Genomic DNA, 17,289 nt, shown 5'->3' with positions numbered 1-17,289 from the left:
CCGTCCAGCAGGTTATGTACCCGCAGCGGCTCCATGATCGAGTACCCCACCGTGTGGCGCGGGTCGAGCGAGGCATACGGATCCTGGAAAATAAACTGAATATCCCGCCGCACCGCCTGCAGCCTGCTGTCCGGCAGGGTATCAATGCGCTCGCCGTTAAAGGTAATGCTCCCTTCCTGCGATTCCACCAGACGGAGTAACGCGCGCCCGGTGGTAGATTTACCGCAGCCGGACTCTCCCACCAGCGCCAGCGTTTCGCCCGGCCAGAGATCAAAACTGACGTTTTCCACCGCGTGCACTTCGCGCTTCACGCGATTCAACACGCCGCTGCGCAGCGGGAAACGGGTGACCAGATTACGCACCTCCAGAATGGGCTTACCCGGCACCACGGTATCCTGCTCGCGTTCCTCCTCCTCCGGCCCTGTCGCATCGAGTGAAATCAGCGGGAAGCGGCGCGGCAAATCGCGGCCGTTCATGGCGCCAAGACGCGGGACCGCCGCCAGCAACGCTTTGGTATAAGGATGAACGGGCGCGTGAAAAATCTGCTCAACCGTGCCGGTTTCTACCCCGCTGCCCTTGTGCATCACCAGCACGCGATCGGCGATATCGGCGACCACGCCCATATCGTGGGTGATGAATATCACCCCCATCTCCATTTCCTGCTGCAGCACTTTAATGAGCTGCAGGATCTGCGCCTGAATCGTCACGTCCAGCGCCGTCGTCGGCTCATCGGCGATCAGCACCGCAGGACGGCAGGAGAGCGCCATGGCAATCATCACCCGCTGGCGCATGCCGCCAGAGAGCTGATGCGGGTAGCGGCCAAGAATGGCCTGCGCTTCCGGAATGCGCACCAGTTCCAGCATCCGTCTGGCTTCACTGAGCGCCTCATCGCCGCCGAGCCCCTGATGCAGGCGGATGGACTCGGCAATTTGTTCCCCCACCGGGAACACCGGATTGAGCGAGGTCATCGGCTCCTGGAAAATCATGGCAATATCCGCCCCGCGCACGCCCTGCATCTGCGCGCTGCTCAGATCGTTTATATCAATGACCTGACGGTTACGGCGGCGCAGGAGCATTTTCTCGCTGCTGATTTGCCCGCCCGTCTGCTCCAGCAGACGCATCAGCGCCAGCGCGGTGACCGATTTACCGGAGCCGGACTCGCCAACAATCGCCAGCGTCTCGCCGCGTTTGAGCGAGAAGGATAAATTCTGTACTGCGGGGATGAACTGCCGCTCTTCCTGAAACGCAATATTCAACTGATGGACAGCCAGCACTTCGCGGTTGTCCAGCTCGTCACTGTGCGGCACGCGTTGCCCCCTTATTCACGATAGATCCCCGTACTCGGTTCATCACCGGCATAACCCCAGGCGCGGTACATCCCTTCGCTGTTGAACGGCAGCGCCACGTTGCCCTCACGATCCACGGCAATCAGCCCGCCAACCCCGCCCAGCGCGGGCAACTTCTCCATCACCACACGCTCGCAGGCCTCGCTCAGGCTTAGCCCGCCGTAATCCATCAGCGCGGTGATGTCATAGGCCGCGAGGGCACGAATAAAGACTTCCCCGGTGCCGGTACAGGACACCGCCGCCGTGGCGTTATTGGCATAGCAGCCGGCACCGGGCAGTGGGCTGTCGCCGACGCGTCCAGGCAGCTTGTTGGTCATCCCTCCCGTTGACGTCGCCGCCGCGAGGTTTCCGGCCTTATCGAGCGCCACCGCGCCGACCGTGCCCATTTTGGTGGTTTCATCCAGCGGCGCAGTATGGTCAAGCTGCGTCATGCCCGCCGAACGCGCTTCAAGCAGCTGCTGGTAGCGCGCCTCGGTAGAAAAGAGATCGGGCGATACCGGTTCCATCCCGTGTCCGAAGGCGAACGCCTCCGCCCCGGCACCGGTCAGCAGCACATGCGGACTCTCTTCCATCACCAGACGCGCCGCCAGCACCGGATTACGCAGGCGACTGACGCCCGCCACGGCCCCCGCTTTCAGGGTGATGCCGTCCATCACGCAGGCATCCAGCTCGTGGGTTTCGTCCCGGGTAAAGACCGAGCCGATCCCGGCATTAAATAACGGACACTCCTCCAGCAGGCGTACCGCCTCGGTGACTACGTCCAGCGCGCTTTCGCCCGCTTCCAGCATTTTCTGGCCCGTTTCAACAATGGCGTACAGCGCGTCAATGTAGCGCTTTTCATCCTCGGGACTCAGCTGTGCACGGGTGATAGCCCCGGCGCCGCCATGAATTGCGATTACCGCATTAACCATTCACATCACCCGTTAGCCTGATTTGCGGCTTTTTCTATAAATATCATTATCGTCAATGAAACTTCAGATGATTTTTGAATATAGAAAGACGCAACTGTGATGTAAAGCGTACACCTCCGGGTCATACTGTTAGTGGCACTTTTCTGCCATAATGGCCGCTTTCGTTGTTACTGTGCAGGAGCCCACCATGGATTTTACCGCCGGACTGATGTCGCTTGAGACGGCACTCACGCAGATGCTTGACCGAGTTTCCCCGCTGCATGACGTTGAAACGCTGCCCCTGGTGCGCTGTTTTGGTCGTATTGCCGCGCGCGATATTGTCTCCCCGCTTAACGTGCCAGGGTTCGATAATTCCGCGATGGACGGTTATGCAGTACGCCTGGCGGATCTCCGGGCCGGTCAGGCGCTGCCGGTGGCAGGTAAAGCGTTTGCCGGACAGCCATTTAACGGTGAATGGCCTGCGGGCACCTGTGTGCGCATCATGACCGGTGCGCCGGTGCCGGCAGGCTGCGACGCCGTGGTGATGCAGGAAGAGACCGAGCAGACGGATGACGGCATCCGGTTTACCGCCAGCGTCAAAGCGGGCCAGAACATTCGCCGCACCGGCGAGGATATTGCCCTCGGCGCGACGGTTTTTGCCGCCGGACAGAAGCTGACGGCGGGTGAACTGCCGGTGCTGGCCTCCCTCGGCATCGCGGAAATCGAGGTTATCCGTAAAGTGCGCGTCGCCGTATTCTCGACGGGCGACGAACTGCAGCTTCCGGGCCAGCCGCTGCAGGACGGACAGATTTACGACACCAACCGTCTGGCGGTACACCTGATGCTGGAGCAGCTGGGCTGCGAGGTGATTAACCTCGGCATTATTCCTGACGATCCGGAAAAACTGCGCGCTGCGTTTATTGAGGCGGACAACACCGCCGACGTGGTCATCAGCTCCGGCGGCGTCTCCGTGGGCGAGGCGGATTACACCAAAACCATCCTTGAAGAGTTGGGTGAAATCGCCTTCTGGAAGCTGGCGATCAAACCGGGCAAACCGTTCGCCTTTGGTAAACTGCAGCACAGCTGGTTCTGTGGCCTGCCGGGTAACCCGGTCTCGGCGGCACTCACCTTCTACCAGCTGGTGATCCCGCTGCTGGCGAAGCTCTCCGGTAACCGGGCCCGCCCGCTGCCGGAACGCCTGCGCGTGCGTGCCGCGACGCGCCTGAAAAAATCACCGGGCCGTCTCGATTTCCAGCGTGGGATCCTGACACGCAACGCGGACGGTGAGCTCGAAGTGAGCACCACCGGACATCAGGGCTCGCACATTTTCAGCTCCTTCAGCCAGGGCAACTGCTTTATCGTCCTCGAGCGCGAGCGCGGCAACGTGGAAGCGGGCGAATGGGTTGAGGTGGAGCGCTTTAACCAGTTGTTCGGGGGCTGACATGACGGTGGAGCTGAGCGACCAGGAGATGATGCGCTACAACCGCCAGATTGTGCTGCGCGGGTTTGATTTCGAGGGTCAGGAAGCGCTCAAGGCGGCCAGCGTGCTGGTCGTCGGACTTGGCGGTCTGGGCTGCGCCGCCGCCCAGTACCTCGCCGCGGCGGGTGTGGGCAGGATGACACTGCTGGACTTTGATACCGTGTCGGTGTCTAACCTGCAGCGCCAGACGCTGCACAGCGACGCAACGGTTGGCCAGCCGAAAGTAGATTCTGCCCGCGCGGCGCTGGCCCGCATTAACCCCAACGTTCAGTTCACTCTGCTTGACGCGATGCTGGATGATGACGCGCTCTCCGCGCAAATTGCCCGGCACGATCTGGTGCTCGACTGCACCGATAACGTCGCCGTCCGTAATCAGCTAAACGCGGGCTGTTTTGCCCACAAAACCCCGCTGGTCTCCGGCGCGGCGATCCGCATGGAGGGGCAAATCAGCGTATTCACTTACGCGGACGGTGAACCCTGCTACCGCTGCCTGAGCCGCCTGTTTGGCGAGAACGCGCTCACCTGTGTCGAAGCCGGCGTGATGGCGCCGCTGGTCGGTGTGATTGGGTCATTGCAGGCGATGGAAGCGATCAAAGTGCTGGCGCATTACGGTACGCCGGCGGCGGGGAAAATCGTGATGTACGACGCAATGACCTGCCAGTTCCGCGAGATGAAGCTGATGCGTAATCCGGGATGTGAGGTGTGCGGAGGTTAAAGCAAACGGCAACCTTCAGGTTGCCGTTTTAGTGTTTGCTCCCTCTCCCCGTGGGAGAGGGTTGGGGTGAGGGCATCAGGCCGCACACGTCAGATCGACGTCCGTCCAAACGCCCCCTGCCAGTCCTGCTCAAACTTCACAATCGCCGCGTCCACGGCCGGAGAGGTAATAAACTGCTGCGCCACCTCCAGCGGCAGCGTGATGGACTCGCAGCCTGCCAGCAGGCAATCCAGCGCCTGACGCGGGGTTTTAAAGCTCGCGGCCAGCACCTTTGACTGCGGGGCATGCAGGGTCAGCAGTTGCTGTAATTCCACCACCGTCTGGATCCCGTCCCCGCCCTGCGCGTCCACGCGGTTAACGTAAGGCGCGACATACTCAGCCCCCGCCAGCGCGGATAACATCCCTTGTGCAGCGCCGTATACCGCCGTGCCCAGCGTCGGGATCCCTTCTGCTTTCAGCATTTTGATGGCTGCCAGCCCTTCTGCGGTTACCGGCACTTTTACCACCAGGTCGTTAATGATGGCGCGCAGCTTACGCGCGTCTTCCACCATCCCTTCCGCGGTGGTCGCCATCACCTGGGCAAACAGACGGCCTTTGCCGCCCAGGGCGTCGTGCAGGGCTGGCAACAGCTCCTCCAGCGGCGTTTTCCCGGCCGCAACGATGCTTGGGTTAGTGGTCACGCCTGCCAGCGGGAAGATACGCGCCAGCTTTTTCACCGCCGCAACGTCAGATGTGTCGAGATAAAGTTCCATGATGTCACCCTCAAAATTAGCCTGCACTTACCCTATCACGACAAAACCTGCTCAGGAGTTGACCTGCATCAAGATAACTTTCATTCGAAAGTAATTTAATCTTCATATGCAAGATGAGAGGCAAAAACATGATCTTCAATATTCAGCGTTACTCTACCCACGATGGCCCCGGTATTCGTACCGTGGTGTTCCTGAAAGGCTGCTCGCTGGGCTGTCGCTGGTGCCAGAACCCGGAAAGCCGCTCCCGCAGCCGGGACGTGCTATTTGATGCACGCCTGTGTCTGGACGGCTGCGACCTGTGCCAGCAGGCGGCGCCGGGCTGCATCGAACGTGCGCTGAACGGGCTGGTCATTCATCGCGAGAAGCTTAACGACGAGACGCTGAACGCCCTCACCGACTGCTGCCCGACGCAGGCGCTGACCGTCTGCGGTGAAGAGCAGCAGGTCGGGGAGATCATGGCGACCGTCCTGCGCGACAAACCCTTCTACGACCGCAGCGGCGGCGGAATTACGCTTTCCGGCGGCGAGCCGTTTATGAACCCCGAGCTGGCACTTGCGCTGTTTAAAGCCAGCCACGACCAGGGCATCCACACCGCCGTCGAAACCTGCCTGCATGTGCCTTGGCACTATATCGAGCCCTCTTTACCGTACGTCGATCTGTTCCTCGCCGACCTGAAGCACGTCGATGGCGAGGTATTCAAACAGTGGACGGACGGCTCAGCGAAACGGATCCTGGATAACCTGAAACGTCTGGCGGCAGCCGGGAAAAAGATGACCATTCGCGTGCCGCTGATCCCGGGCTTTAACGCCGATGAAGCGTCTGTTACCGCCATCACCAATTTCGCCGCCGACGAGCTCGGCGTCAACGATATTCATTTTCTGCCGTACCACACGCTGGGCATGAACAAATACACCCTGCTCGGCCAACCCTACTCTGCCCCTGACAAACCGCTGGATAACCCTGCCCTGCTGGACTTCACGCAGCAGTACGCCTGCCAGAAAGGGTTAACCGCGACCTTACGAGGATAAACTTATGACCACCCTGAATCTCAACACCCTCAGCGAGCGCATTAAGGCGCACAAAACGGCCCTCGTACATATCGTCAAGCCGCCGGTCTGTACCGAACGCGCGCAGCACTACACCGAAATGTATCAGCAGCATATGGACAAACCGATCCCGGTGCGTCGCGCCCTGGCGCTGGCGCATCACCTGGCCCGGCGTACCATCTGGATCAAACACGACGAGCTCATCATCGGTAACCAGGCAAGCGAAGTGCGCGCCGCGCCGATTTTCCCGGAATACACCGTCTCCTGGATTGAGAAAGAGATTGACGACCTGGCTGATCGCCCGGGCGCGGGCTTTGCGGTGAGCGAAGAGAACAAGCGCGTTCTGCATGCGATCTGCCCGTGGTGGCGCGGCCAGACGGTGCAGGATCGCTGCTACGGCATGTTCACCGACGAGCAGAAAGGCCTGCTGGAAACCGGCATCATTAAAGCCGAAGGCAATATGACCTCCGGCGATGCGCACCTGGCCGTTAACTTCCCGCTGCTGCTGGAAAAAGGTCTCGACGGCCTGCGCGCCAAAGTGGCCGAGCGCCGCTCGCGCATTAACCTGACGGTGCTGGAAGACCTGCACGGCGACCAGTTCCTGAAAGCAATTGATATCGTGCTGGAGGCGGTGAGCCAGCACATCAAACGCTTTGCCGACCTGGCGCGTGACATGGCCGCCAGCGAAACCCGCGAAAGCCGCCGCAACGAACTGCTGGCGATGGCGGAAAACTGCGACGTGATTGCTCACGAACCGCCAAAAACCTTCTGGCAGGCGCTGCAGCTGTGCTACTTCATTCAGCTGATCCTGCAGATTGAGTCCAACGGTCACTCCGTGTCGTTTGCCCGGATGGACCAGTATCTCTATCCGTTCTACCGCCGCGATGTGGAGCTGAACCAGAGCCTCGACCGCGAGCACGCCATTGAGCTGCTGCACAGCTGCTGGCTGAAGCTGCTGGAAGTGAACAAAATCCGTTCCGGCTCGCATTCGAAAGCCTCTGCCGGTAGCCCGCTGTACCAGAACGTCACCATCGGCGGCCAGACGCTGGTCAACGGTGAGCCGATGGACGCGGTCAACCCGCTCTCTTACGCGATTCTGGAGTCCTGCGGCCGTCTGCGCTCCACCCAGCCGAACCTGAGCGTGCGCTACCACGCGGGCATGAGCAACGACTTCCTCGACGCCTGCGTGCAGGTGATCCGCTGCGGCTTCGGGATGCCGGCATTCAATAACGATGAAATCGTGATCCCGGAATTCATCAAGCTCGGCGTTGAGCGCGATGATGCTTACGACTACGCGGCGATTGGCTGCATCGAAACCGCCGTCGGCGGCAAATGGGGCTATCGCTGCACCGGCATGAGCTTTATCAACTTCGCCCGCGTGATGCTGGCGGCGCTGGAAGGCGGCCGGGACGCCACCAGCGGGAAAGTATTCCTGCCGCAGGAGAAAGCGCTCTCTGCCGGTAACTTCGATAACTTCGAAGAGGTGATGGCGGCGTGGGACACCCAGATCCGCTACTACACTCGCAAATCCATCGAGATTGAATATGTGGTGGACACCATGCTGGAAGAGAATGTCCACGATATTCTCTGCTCCGCGCTGGTGGACGACTGTATCGAACGGGCGAAGAGCATCAAGCAGGGTGGCGCGAAGTATGACTGGGTCTCCGGCCTGCAGGTGGGTATCGCCAACCTCGGCAACAGCCTGGCGGCGGTGAAGAAACTGGTATTCGAGCAGGGCGTCATTGGTCAGCAGCAGTTGGCGGCCGCGCTGGCGGATGACTTCGACGGGCTGACCCACGAGCAGCTGCGTCAGCGTCTGATCAACGGTGCGCCGAAATACGGTAACGACGACGACAGCGTGGATATGCTGCTGACGCGTGCCTACCAGACCTACATTGAAGAGCTGAAGCAGTACCACAACCCGCGTTACGGTCGCGGCCCGATTGGCGGAAACTACTACGCAGGCACCTCTTCCATTTCCGCGAACGTGCCGTTTGGCGCGGCGACGATGGCCACCCCGGACGGACGAAAAGCCCATACCCCGCTGGCGGAAGGCGCCAGCCCGGCATCCGGTACCGATCACCTTGGTCCAACGGCGGTCATTGGCTCCGTGGGCAAATTGCCGACCGAAGCGATTCTCGGCGGCGTACTGCTAAACCAGAAGCTGAACCCGTCAACGCTGGAAAACGACAGCGACCGCCAGAAGCTGATGGTGCTGCTGCGCACCTTCTTCGAGGTGCATAAGGGCTGGCATATTCAGTACAACATTGTTTCCCGCGAAACGCTGCTGGAAGCGAAAAAACACCCTGACCAGTATCGTGACCTGGTGGTGCGCGTGGCGGGCTACTCGGCGTTCTTCACCGCCCTGTCGCCGGATGCGCAGGACGATATTATTGCGCGTACGGAGCATACGCTCTAAAAAAACGCCCGGTGGCGCTGCGCTTACCGGGCCTACTCCTCTCTCCGTAGGCCGGGTAAGGCGAAGCCGCCACCCGGCTTTCTACTTTCATTCGAAATTAAATTTGTGCTCCCCGTCACCTTGTTATTAGAATGTTTCAAAACGCAGTGACCCAGGAGCGCAATGTATGACCGTTAAAGTTATCGTCACCGATATGGACGGAACTTTCCTTGATGATGCCAAGCAGTACGATCGGGACCGCTTTCAGGCACAGTTTGAGCAGCTTAAAGCCCGCAATATTGAATTCGTTGTCGCCAGCGGCAACCAGTATTACCAGCTCATCTCCTTCTTCCCGGAGCTGAAAGATCAGATCTCCTTCGTGGCGGAAAACGGCGCGCTGGTGTTCGATCACGGCGAGCAAATTTTCCACGGCGAGCTGACGCGCCATGAGTCGCAGATCGTCACTGGCGAGTTGCTGAAAGACAAAGGGCTGAACTTTGTGGCCTGCGGTCTCGAAAGTGCGTACGTCAGCGATAAAGCGCCGGAGGCGTTCGTGGCGCTGATGTCAAAGCACTATCACCGCTTAAAGCGCGTCAGCGATTACCATGACATTGACGACGTGCTGTTCAAGTTCTCCCTGAACCTGCCGGACAGCGATATCCCGAATCTTATCGACAAACTGCACGTATCGCTGGACGGCATCATGAAACCGGTCACCAGCGGCTTTGGTTTTGTGGATTTGATTATCCCTGGCCTGCACAAAGCCAACGGCATCAGCCGACTGCTGAAGCGCTGGGCTATCTCCCCGCAAGAATGTGTGGGTATCGGCGACAGCGGCAACGACGCGGAAATGCTGAAGCTGGTGAAATACTCGTTTGCAATGGGCAACGCGGCCGACAGTATCAAAGACATCTGCCGCTACAGTACCGACGACAATAACCACCAGGGCGCGCTGAACGTAATTCAGGCCGTGCTCGATGCCCACTCCCCGTTCGACGCCTAATCCTTCCCCGCCGGAGCCTCGCTCCGGCACTCTCCTTCTTTACCATCCTGTGGCACGCGTCAAGTTTTTAAACTTGCATTAACTTATTTTTAACTTAAAGTATCACTTGTAGATATTTTTACTTTCGAATGAAAGATGCGAGGCAGTTATGACCTTTACCAGTGAAACCTTACCGGCGGATCACAAAGCGGCAATCCGTCAGTTGAAACGTGAGTTACGCACGCAGATTGGCGACGTGCAGGCGGTGTTCGACAAGCTCAGTGATAAAATCGCCACCCGCGTGGCGGAAATCAACGCCCTGAAAAACAAAGGTGAATCGGTCTGGCCGGTGATCCCGTTTGCGGATGTGAAAAATGGCACCATCACGCCCGCGCAGCGCGACGCCATCAAACGCCGGGGCTGCGCGGTGATTAAAGGTCACTTCCCGCGCGAGCAGGCCCTGGCGTGGGATCAGTCGATGCTCGACTACCTCGATCTCAACCAGTTTGACGAGGTGTATAAAGGCCCGGGCGATAACTTCTTCAGCACCCTAACGGCCTCCCGCCCGGAGATATACCCGATCTACTGGTCGCAGGCGCAAATGCAGGCGCGCCAGAGTGAAGAGATGGCGCAGGTGCAGTCGTTCCTGAACCGTTTATGGACATTCGAGAGCAACGGCAAGCAGTGGTTCGACCCGGATGTGAGCGTGATTTATCCGGATCGTATTCGCCGCCGTCCGCCGGGAACCACCTCGAAAGGTCTGGGGGCGCATACCGACTCCGGCGCGCTGGAGCGCTGGCTGCTGCCGGCCTATCAGCAGGTCTTTGCCCGCGTGTTTGACGGCAATGTCGATAAATACGACCCTTGGAACGCCGCGCACCGCACCGAAGTGGAGGAGTACACCGTGGATAACACCACCAAATGCTCCGTGTTCCGCACCTTCCAGGGCTGGACGGCGCTGTCGGACATGATCCCAGGCCAGGGGCTGCTGCATGTGGTGCCCATCCCGGAAGCCATGGCGTACATTCTGCTGCGCCCGCTGCTGGACGACGTACCGGAGGACGAGCTCTGCGGCGTCGCACCGGGGCGCGTGCTGCCGGTCTCTGAGAAGTGGCACCCGCTGCTTATCGAGGCGTTAAGCAGCATTCCGGCACTGGAGGCGGGTGATTCCGTGTGGTGGCACTGCGATGTCATCCACTCGGTTGCACCGGTTGAGAACCAGCAGGGCTGGGGCAACGTGATGTACATCCCTGCCGCGCCGATGTGCGAGAAGAACCTCGCCTATGCGAAAAAGGTCCGGGAAGCGCTGGAAACCGGCGCGTCGCCGGGTGACTTCCCGCGTGAAGACTATGAAAAGACCTGGCAGGACCGTTTTACCGTGGCCGACCTGAATATCCACGGCAAGCGCGCGCTGGGCATGGTTTAACTGTCGTACAGCCCTTCCCGCTCCACGGCGGTGCGTCGTTTCCCCTGACGTATCCGCCGGACTGATTCCCGTACGGTCAGGGTGCCGTTAAGCAGCAAGGTTCCCACCGGCGCGTCCGGGCGCATCAGCCGCTGCTGGAGCATATGCACCGCTTCCGTTCCCAGCTCGTCGCGCGGAACATGCACCGCCGTTAACGGCACATCCTGAATCGCTGCCAGATTAAAGCCGTCAATGCTCATCACCGAGATGTCCTGCGGCACGCGCAATCCTTGTTTTTGCAACGCACTGATGGTGCCCGCCGCCATAAAGTCGCCACCGACCAGAAACGCCGTCGGCAAATCGTTGCCCTGCATCTGGCTCAGCCAGTCACTGACCATCTGTTCCGTTTCGCGCGCGCTGAAACTCGGTACCACCAGCAGATCGCGTTTGTCGTTGAACGTCAGGTTGTGGGATTGCCACGCATCGCGGATGCCGGAGAGGCGCAGTTCCATGGTGTAGCGACGCAGGCAGAGCACGTTCATCACTTCGCGGTGCCCCATCTCAAACAGATACTCCGCCGCCCGCTCGCCAATCGCCCGATGATCCGGCGCCACGGCCGGCAGGCGCATATGGCGATCGCGACAGTTAATCAGCATGCAGGGTTTACCGACATCCACCGCCAGATCGTGGATATGCGGATCGTCAATCCCGAGAAGAATGGCGGCCTGGGTGTCCGGCTCGTTCATGCGCGCCAGAAAAAGCTGGGCGTCGCTGTCGTTCTCCTCCAGCGCACAGTAGCGCAGGCGCACATCGTGGGAAGCCAGGCCTTTGCTCACACTCTGGATCACACGGTAGTAAAAGATGTCAGACCGCTCGTCAAACGCCCGCTGCGGGGCGAACACCACCAGGCTGTTCAGCAGCAAACGCCCCGCCGCCATCCCGTCCAGCACCCCCAGTTCGCGGGCGCATTCCAGCACCTTCGCCCGCGCTTTTTCGCTGGTATTGGCCTTTCCCGCCAGCACCCGCGAAACGGTGCTGATCGAGAGCTGGGTCCGGGCGGCAATTTCGGTGATTTTTAGCCTTTTGTCCATTTTGTGATCTGGCTCCATTTGCGAAATGACAAAATTTTCATAGCCTGTTTATCAGGTCATTACTGATACGCACACCATCATGCCAAATGATTAAGCTCAGTTATGAGAATTTTTGCACAAAATCCACTACTGCCCACTCATTTTCTCCCTTAAGGTGAACCTGTCACACAACTTCCATACTAGTTGTATAGCAACTTAAGCATTCTAAACGGATAGAAATCAAAGGCATAAAAAACTGTGTGACACCTGAACCTCCGTCCCCTTAGCGTCCGTCTTGTGGAGAGTAAAATGAGTCAGGACATCAATAACACCGTTGCGGCAAGCAAAACCCGTCGCGTCATTAAAAACCTGCGCTGGTACGTACTGGTGCTGTTCTTACTGGGCGTCACCGTTAACTACATCACCCGAAATTCGTTAGGTATTCTCGCGCCGGAGCTGAAAGAAAGCCTCGGGATCACCACCGAGCAGTACTCCTGGATCGTCGGGGCCTTCCAGATCGCCTACACCATTTTCCAGCCCCTGTGCGGCTGGCTGATTGACGTCATCGGCCTGAAGATTGGTTTTATGGTCTGCGCCGGTATTTGGGCGCTGATGTGTATTTTCCACGCGGGGGCCGGAAGCTGGCTGCATCTCGCTATTCTGCGCTTCTTTATGGGGGCCTCTGAAGCGGCCGCCACGCCGGCAAACGCCAAAACGATTGGCGAATGGTTCCCGAAATCAGAGCGTCCTGTCGCCGCCGGTTGGGCGGGTGTAGGCTTCTCCATCGGCGCGATGCTGGCCCCGCCTATCATCTACTTCGCGCACGCCTCGTTCGGCTGGCAGGGAGCGTTTATGTTCACCGGCGTGCTGGCGCTGCTGTGGGTGATCCTGTGGTGGGCGTTCTACCACAACCCGGAGCAGCACCCGAACCTGAGCAAAGACGAGCTGGCGTTTATCAAGCAGGATAACGAACCGCCTGCGGTGAAGCTGCCGTTCCTGACCGCGCTGAAAACCGTCTCGAAGAACAAACGTTTTTACGGTATCGCCATCCCGGCCTTTATGGCAGAGCCGGCCTGGGCGGTGCTGAGCTTCTGGGTGCCGCTGTATCTCGCCAAAGAGCACGGCATGGACCTGAAACAGATTGCGATGTTTGCCTGGCTGCCGTTCCTCGCCGCTGACCTTGGCAGCGTGGCGAGCGGCTACCTGACGCGTCTGTACACCCGCCTGTTCGGCTGCTCCCGCGTGAACTCGGTGGTGGCAAGCTCCGTGACCGGCGCGTTCCTGATGATCTCTCTGGCCATCGTGGCCATTACCCGCGACCCGTATATCACCATCGTGCTGATCTCCATCGGCGGCTTCGGGCACCAGATCATCTCCTGCATGCTGAGCGCCCTGGTCGTGGAGTCGTTTGATAAAGGTCAGATGGCGACCGTCAACGGCATGCGCGGCTCGGCGGCGTGGATCGCCAGCTTCCTGTTCTCGCTGTTAATCGGGGTGACCGCCGACAAAATCGGCTTTAACCCGCTCTTTATTGCCATGGGCTTCTTTGACCTGATTGGCGCTCTCTTCCTGGTAGCATTTATTGCTGAACGTCGCGCCAAGCGCGCCTGATAGTGGATGTATTGCATATGAAAACCCTGAAAAACTGGACCGTTGATAAGCAGTCGGCAAACCATCTGGAACTGCTGGTAGATAACCAGCACCGCCTGTGCCTGTATGTGCTGGAAGAGAACCTGTTCCGCGTGCTGATTAAGCGTAAAGGCGAACTGGCGCTGGACCGTACCTGGAGCATCGCCCCGGAGAAAGACGTACCGTGGGAAGGCCGCCGTCGCGACGATCTCAGCGGCTTCACCTGCCCGGCCTGGACGCTGACGCAGCAGGACGACACGTTAACCGTGGCGACCGAACGGCTGCGCGTGACCGTCCACCAGCCGCTGTGGCTGGAGTGGCACTACCGCAATGACGAGGGTGAGTGGCAGCCGCTGGTCAACGACCGTCCGACCAGTGCCTACCTGCTGAATGCCCACGGCGACGGGGTGGCGCACTACCTGAGCCGCCGCAAGGACGAGCGTTTTTACGGCCTGGGTGAGAAAGCGGGCGATCTGCAGCGTAACGGTAAACGCTATGAGATGCGTAACCTCGATGCGATGGGCTATAACGCCGCCAGCACCGACCCGTTGTATAAGCATATTCCGTTCACCCTCACCCGCCGCGACGACGTGAGCTACGGCCTGTTCTATGACAACCTGAGCAGCTGCTGGCTGGACCTGGGTAACGAGATCGACAACTACCACACCGCCTATCGCCGCTGGCAGGCGGAAGCGGGCGATATTGATTACTACCTCTTTACCGGCAAACGGGTGCTGGACGTCACCAAAGCCTTCGTGCGCCTGACCGGGAAAACGTTATTCGGTCCGAAATGGAGCCTGGGCTACAGCGGCTCAACCATGCACTACACCGACGCGCCGGACGCGCAGAATCAGCTGATGAACTTTATTCGCCTGTGCGAAGAGCACGCCATCCCGTGCGACTCGTTCCAGCTCTCCTCGGGCTATACCTCGATCAACGGCAAGCGCTACGTCTTTAACTGGAACCATGACAAAGTGCCGCAGCCGAAGGTGATGACCCAGGCGTTCCACGACGCAGGGCTGAAACTTGCGGCAAACATCAAGCCGTGCCTGCTGCAGGACCATCCGCGCTATAGCGAAGTGGCGGAGAGCGGCCTGTTCATCCGCGATTCAGAAACCGATGCACCCGAACGCTCCAGCTTCTGGGATGACGAAGGATCGCATCTTGACTTTACCAATCCGCAGACGGTGCAGTGGTGGCAGAACGGCGTTACCACGCAGCTGCTGGAGATGGGCATTGATTCCACCTGGAACGACAACAATGAATATGAAGTGTGGGATGGAGAAGCCCGCTGCCACGGCTTTGGCAAGGAGATCGCCATCAAGCATATTCGCCCGGTGATGCCGCTGCTGATGATGCGCGCCTCGCTGGAAGCGCAGCAGCGCTTTGCCCCGGAAAAGCGTCCGTATCTGATCTCCCGCTCCGGCTGCGCCGGGATGCAGCGCTACGTTCAGACCTGGAGCGGGGATAACCGCACCAGCTGGGAGACCCTGCGCTATAACATCCGCATGGGGCTGGGGATGAGTCTGTCCGGGTTGTTTAATGTCGGCCACGACGTGGGCGGTTTCTCCGGCGACAAACCGGACGCCGAGCTGTTTGTCCGCTGGGTGCAGAACGGGGTGATGCACCCGCGCTTCACCATTCACTCGTGGAACGATGACCACACGGTGAACGAGCCGTGGATGTACCCGGGTGTGACCCCTGCCATTCGCGCAGCCATTGAACTGCGCTATCGCCTGCTGCCGTATCTCTACACCCTGCTCTGGCAGGCACATGCCGACGATGAACCGATGCTGCGCCCAACCTTCCTCGACCACGAGCACGACGCGCAGACTTTCGAAGAGTGTGATGACTTCCTGCTGGGCCGCGACGTGCTGGTCGCAAGCGTCGTCGAAGCCGGTCAGCGTGCGCGCCGTCTCTGGCTGCCGGATAACGAAACCGGCTGGTACGATTTTTATACCCATGAGTGGTATGCGGGCGGGCAGTGGATCGTCCTCGACGCGCCGCTGGAAAAACTGCCGCTGCTGGTGCGCGCCGGTGCCGGTCTGCCGCTCAGCGAACGTATTACGCATGTGTCTGCTGAAAAGGACGACGCCCGCGAGCTGAAGCTGTTCCCGGTGAAAGGTGTCGGCGCCAGCGCTGGCCTGCTGTTTGAAGACGACGGTGAAAGCTGGGGCTACCAGAACGGCAATGCGCTGTGGGTGGAATGGGAAATGGTGTGCGACGGGGCAACCATCGACCTGAAGGTCAACGCGCGCGGGGATTACCGTCCGGCGTGGAAAGTCCTGAAGGTGTCGTTACCGGCGGGGGAAAAACGCAAACTGCGGGTGAATGGGGTTGAAGGGAGCGAGTGGGTGCTCTGAACATTGCCGGGTGGCGGCTTCGCCTGACCCGGCCTACAAACTAACCCGTAGGCCCGGTAAGCGTAGCGCCACCGGGCAAGGTTTTTAGCTTTCGATACCTTTGCTGCGCAGGTAATCTTCGTAGTTACCGGTGAAGTCCACCACGCGCTCTGGCGTAATTTCGATCACGCGGGTCGCCAGCGAGCTGACGAACTCGCGGTCGTGAGAGACGAAGATCAGGGTGCCCTGATACATCTCCAGCGCCATGTTCAGCGACTCGATCGATTCCATATCCAGGTGGTTGGTCGGTTCGTCCATCACCAGAATGTTGGGTTTTTCCATCATCAGCTTGCCGAACAGCATGCGGCCCTTCTCGCCACCGGAGAGCACTTTAGCCGGCTTCTTGATATCATCCTGGCTGAACAGCAGAGGCCCGAGAATGCTGCGCACCGCCTGCTCGTCGTCGCCTTCCTGCTTCCACTGGCTCATCCAGTCGAAGACGGTCAGATCGTTTTCGAACTCATACTCATGATCCTGCGCGTAGTAACCGATTTGCGCGTTTTCAGACCATTTCACGGTGCCGTTGTCCGGCTGCAGTTCGCCCACCAGGGTTTTCAGCATGGTGGATTTACCCACGCCGTTCGCCCCCAGAATGGCAATCTTCTCGCCCACTTCCAGCAGCAGGTTGAAGTTTTTGAACAGCGGACCTTCATCGAAGCCTTTGGTAAGGGCTTCCACTTCCAGCGCGTTACGGAACAGTTTCTTGTCCTGCTCGAAGCGGATGAACGGGTTCTGACGGCTGGAGGCTTTAACCTCTTCCAGCTTGATTTTGTCAATCTGACGCGCGCGCGAGGTGGCCTGACGCGATTTAGAAGCGTTGGCACTGAAGCGGCTAACGAAGGACTGCAGGTCTGCAATCTGCGCTTTTTTCTTGGCGTTGTCCGCCAGCAGGCGTTCACGCGCCTGGGTGGCCGCTGTCATGTATTCGTCGTAGTTGCCCGGATACACGCGCAGCTCGCCGTAGTCCAGATCCGCCATGTGCGTACAGACCATGTTCAGGAAGTGACGGTCGTGCGAGATGATGATCATGGTGCTGTCACGATCGTTCAGCGTCTGCTCCAGCCAGCGAATGGTGTCGATGTCCAGGTTGTTCGTTGGTTCGTCGAGCAGCAGAATGTCCGGGTTTGAGAACCGCGCCTGCGCCAGCAGCACGCGCAGCTTCCAGCCTGGCGCA

Annotated in this window: 12 protein-coding genes and 1 pseudogene; 8 read left to right on the top strand and 5 right to left on the bottom strand. The window is 59.5% G+C overall.

Going from position 1 to position 17,289, the window contains the following annotated elements; translation table 11 throughout:
• The coding region (locus tag LDK53_RS22195) for an ATP-binding cassette domain-containing protein (RefSeq protein WP_225288098.1) at positions 1–1,307 on the bottom strand (1,307 nt) is incomplete at its 3' end.
• Positions 1,294–2,257 (bottom strand): annotated as a pseudogene (iaaA, locus tag LDK53_RS22190) (beta-aspartyl-peptidase). The pseudogene iaaA and the gene LDK53_RS22195, both read right to left, overlap by 14 nt.
• Before the next feature lie 187 nt (positions 2,258–2,444).
• Between iaaA and moeA the strand changes: the two are divergent.
• Together moeA and moeB are read left to right on the top strand one after the other, a co-directional pair.
• Positions 2,445–3,677 (top strand): molybdopterin molybdotransferase MoeA, encoded by a 1,233-nt coding sequence (gene moeA, locus LDK53_RS22185; protein ID WP_225288096.1) that lies wholly within the window; start codon positions 2,445–2,447, stop codon positions 3,675–3,677.
• 1 nt (position 3,678) lies between these two features.
• Positions 3,679–4,431, top strand: coding sequence for a molybdopterin-synthase adenylyltransferase MoeB (moeB, locus tag LDK53_RS22180; protein ID WP_095449390.1), 753 nt, complete (start codon positions 3,679–3,681; stop codon positions 4,429–4,431).
• 89 nt (positions 4,432–4,520) lie between these two features.
• On the opposite strand, the gene fsa is transcribed toward moeB, so the two are convergent.
• Positions 4,521–5,183, bottom strand: a complete 663-nt coding sequence (gene fsa / locus LDK53_RS22175; protein ID WP_225288095.1) for a fructose-6-phosphate aldolase — start codon at positions 5,181–5,183, stop codon at positions 4,521–4,523.
• A gap of 128 nt (positions 5,184–5,311) precedes the next feature.
• On the opposite strand from fsa, the gene LDK53_RS22170 reads away from it, so the two are divergent.
• The 4 genes from LDK53_RS22170 (at position 5,312) to LDK53_RS22155 (ending at position 11,035) form a co-directional block, all read left to right on the top strand.
• On the top strand, positions 5,312–6,211 hold the full coding sequence (locus LDK53_RS22170) for a glycyl-radical enzyme activating protein (RefSeq protein ID WP_225288094.1): 900 nt from the start codon (positions 5,312–5,314) through the stop codon (positions 6,209–6,211).
• A 4-nt stretch (positions 6,212–6,215) separates the two neighbouring features.
• Positions 6,216–8,648 carry a formate C-acetyltransferase/glycerol dehydratase family glycyl radical enzyme gene (locus LDK53_RS22165; protein WP_225288093.1) on the top strand — a complete coding sequence of 811 codons (2,433 nt, stop codon included), beginning with the start codon at positions 6,216–6,218 and terminating at the stop codon, positions 8,646–8,648.
• 166 nt (positions 8,649–8,814) lie between these two features.
• On the top strand, positions 8,815–9,630 hold the full coding sequence (locus LDK53_RS22160) for a Cof-type HAD-IIB family hydrolase (RefSeq protein WP_225288092.1): 816 nt from the start codon (positions 8,815–8,817) through the stop codon (positions 9,628–9,630).
• A gap of 148 nt (positions 9,631–9,778) precedes the next feature.
• Complete coding sequence (locus LDK53_RS22155) at positions 9,779–11,035, top strand: DUF1479 domain-containing protein (protein ID WP_225288091.1); 1,257 nt, start codon at positions 9,779–9,781, stop codon at positions 11,033–11,035.
• On the opposite strand, the gene LDK53_RS22150 is transcribed toward LDK53_RS22155, so the two are convergent.
• Complete coding sequence (locus LDK53_RS22150; protein WP_225288090.1) at positions 11,032–12,105, bottom strand: LacI family DNA-binding transcriptional regulator; 1,074 nt, start codon at positions 12,103–12,105, stop codon at positions 11,032–11,034. The two genes, LDK53_RS22155 and LDK53_RS22150, sit on opposite strands and share 4 nt — an antisense overlap.
• Before the next feature lie 288 nt (positions 12,106–12,393).
• On the opposite strand from LDK53_RS22150, the gene LDK53_RS22145 reads away from it, so the two are divergent.
• On the top strand, positions 12,394–13,695 hold the full coding sequence (locus LDK53_RS22145; RefSeq protein ID WP_025757287.1) for an MFS transporter: 1,302 nt from the start codon (positions 12,394–12,396) through the stop codon (positions 13,693–13,695).
• 17 nt (positions 13,696–13,712) lie between these two features.
• Entirely contained in the window at positions 13,713–16,076 is a 2,364-nt protein-coding gene (locus LDK53_RS22140; protein ID WP_225288089.1) for a TIM-barrel domain-containing protein, read from the top strand.
• Between the two features lie 84 nt (positions 16,077–16,160).
• On the opposite strand, the gene LDK53_RS22135 is transcribed toward LDK53_RS22140, so the two are convergent.
• Positions 16,161–17,289 (bottom strand): ATP-binding cassette domain-containing protein (locus LDK53_RS22135; RefSeq protein WP_225288088.1); only part of this gene is annotated, 1,129 nt, incomplete at its 5' end.

Origin of the sequence: Enterobacter sp. K16B, from assembly GCF_020216105.1 — a bacterium.
In the GTDB taxonomy this organism is placed as follows: domain Bacteria; phylum Pseudomonadota; class Gammaproteobacteria; order Enterobacterales; family Enterobacteriaceae; genus Enterobacter; species Enterobacter sichuanensis.
Note: the sequence above shows the minus strand (reverse complement) of the source record. Positions and strands in the feature narration are given on the sequence as shown.

Bases quoted from the DNA above. Each gene is read 5' to 3' on its own strand.
- moeA (WP_225288096.1), top strand. From the start codon at position 2,445: ATGGATTTTACCGCCGGACTGATGTCGCTTGAGACGGCACTCACGCAG.
- moeB (WP_095449390.1), top strand. From the start codon at position 3,679: ATGACGGTGGAGCTGAGCGACCAGGAGATGATGCGCTACAACCGCCAG.
- fsa (WP_225288095.1), bottom strand. From the start codon at position 5,183: ATGGAACTTTATCTCGACACATCTGACGTTGCGGCGGTGAAAAAGCTG.
- LDK53_RS22170 (WP_225288094.1), top strand. From the start codon at position 5,312: ATGATCTTCAATATTCAGCGTTACTCTACCCACGATGGCCCCGGTATT.
- LDK53_RS22165 (WP_225288093.1), top strand. From the start codon at position 6,216: ATGACCACCCTGAATCTCAACACCCTCAGCGAGCGCATTAAGGCGCAC.
- LDK53_RS22160 (WP_225288092.1), top strand. From the start codon at position 8,815: ATGACCGTTAAAGTTATCGTCACCGATATGGACGGAACTTTCCTTGAT.
- LDK53_RS22155 (WP_225288091.1), top strand. From the start codon at position 9,779: ATGACCTTTACCAGTGAAACCTTACCGGCGGATCACAAAGCGGCAATC.
- LDK53_RS22150 (WP_225288090.1), bottom strand. From the start codon at position 12,105: ATGGACAAAAGGCTAAAAATCACCGAAATTGCCGCCCGGACCCAGCTC.
- LDK53_RS22145 (WP_025757287.1), top strand. From the start codon at position 12,394: ATGAGTCAGGACATCAATAACACCGTTGCGGCAAGCAAAACCCGTCGC.
- LDK53_RS22140 (WP_225288089.1), top strand. From the start codon at position 13,713: ATGAAAACCCTGAAAAACTGGACCGTTGATAAGCAGTCGGCAAACCAT.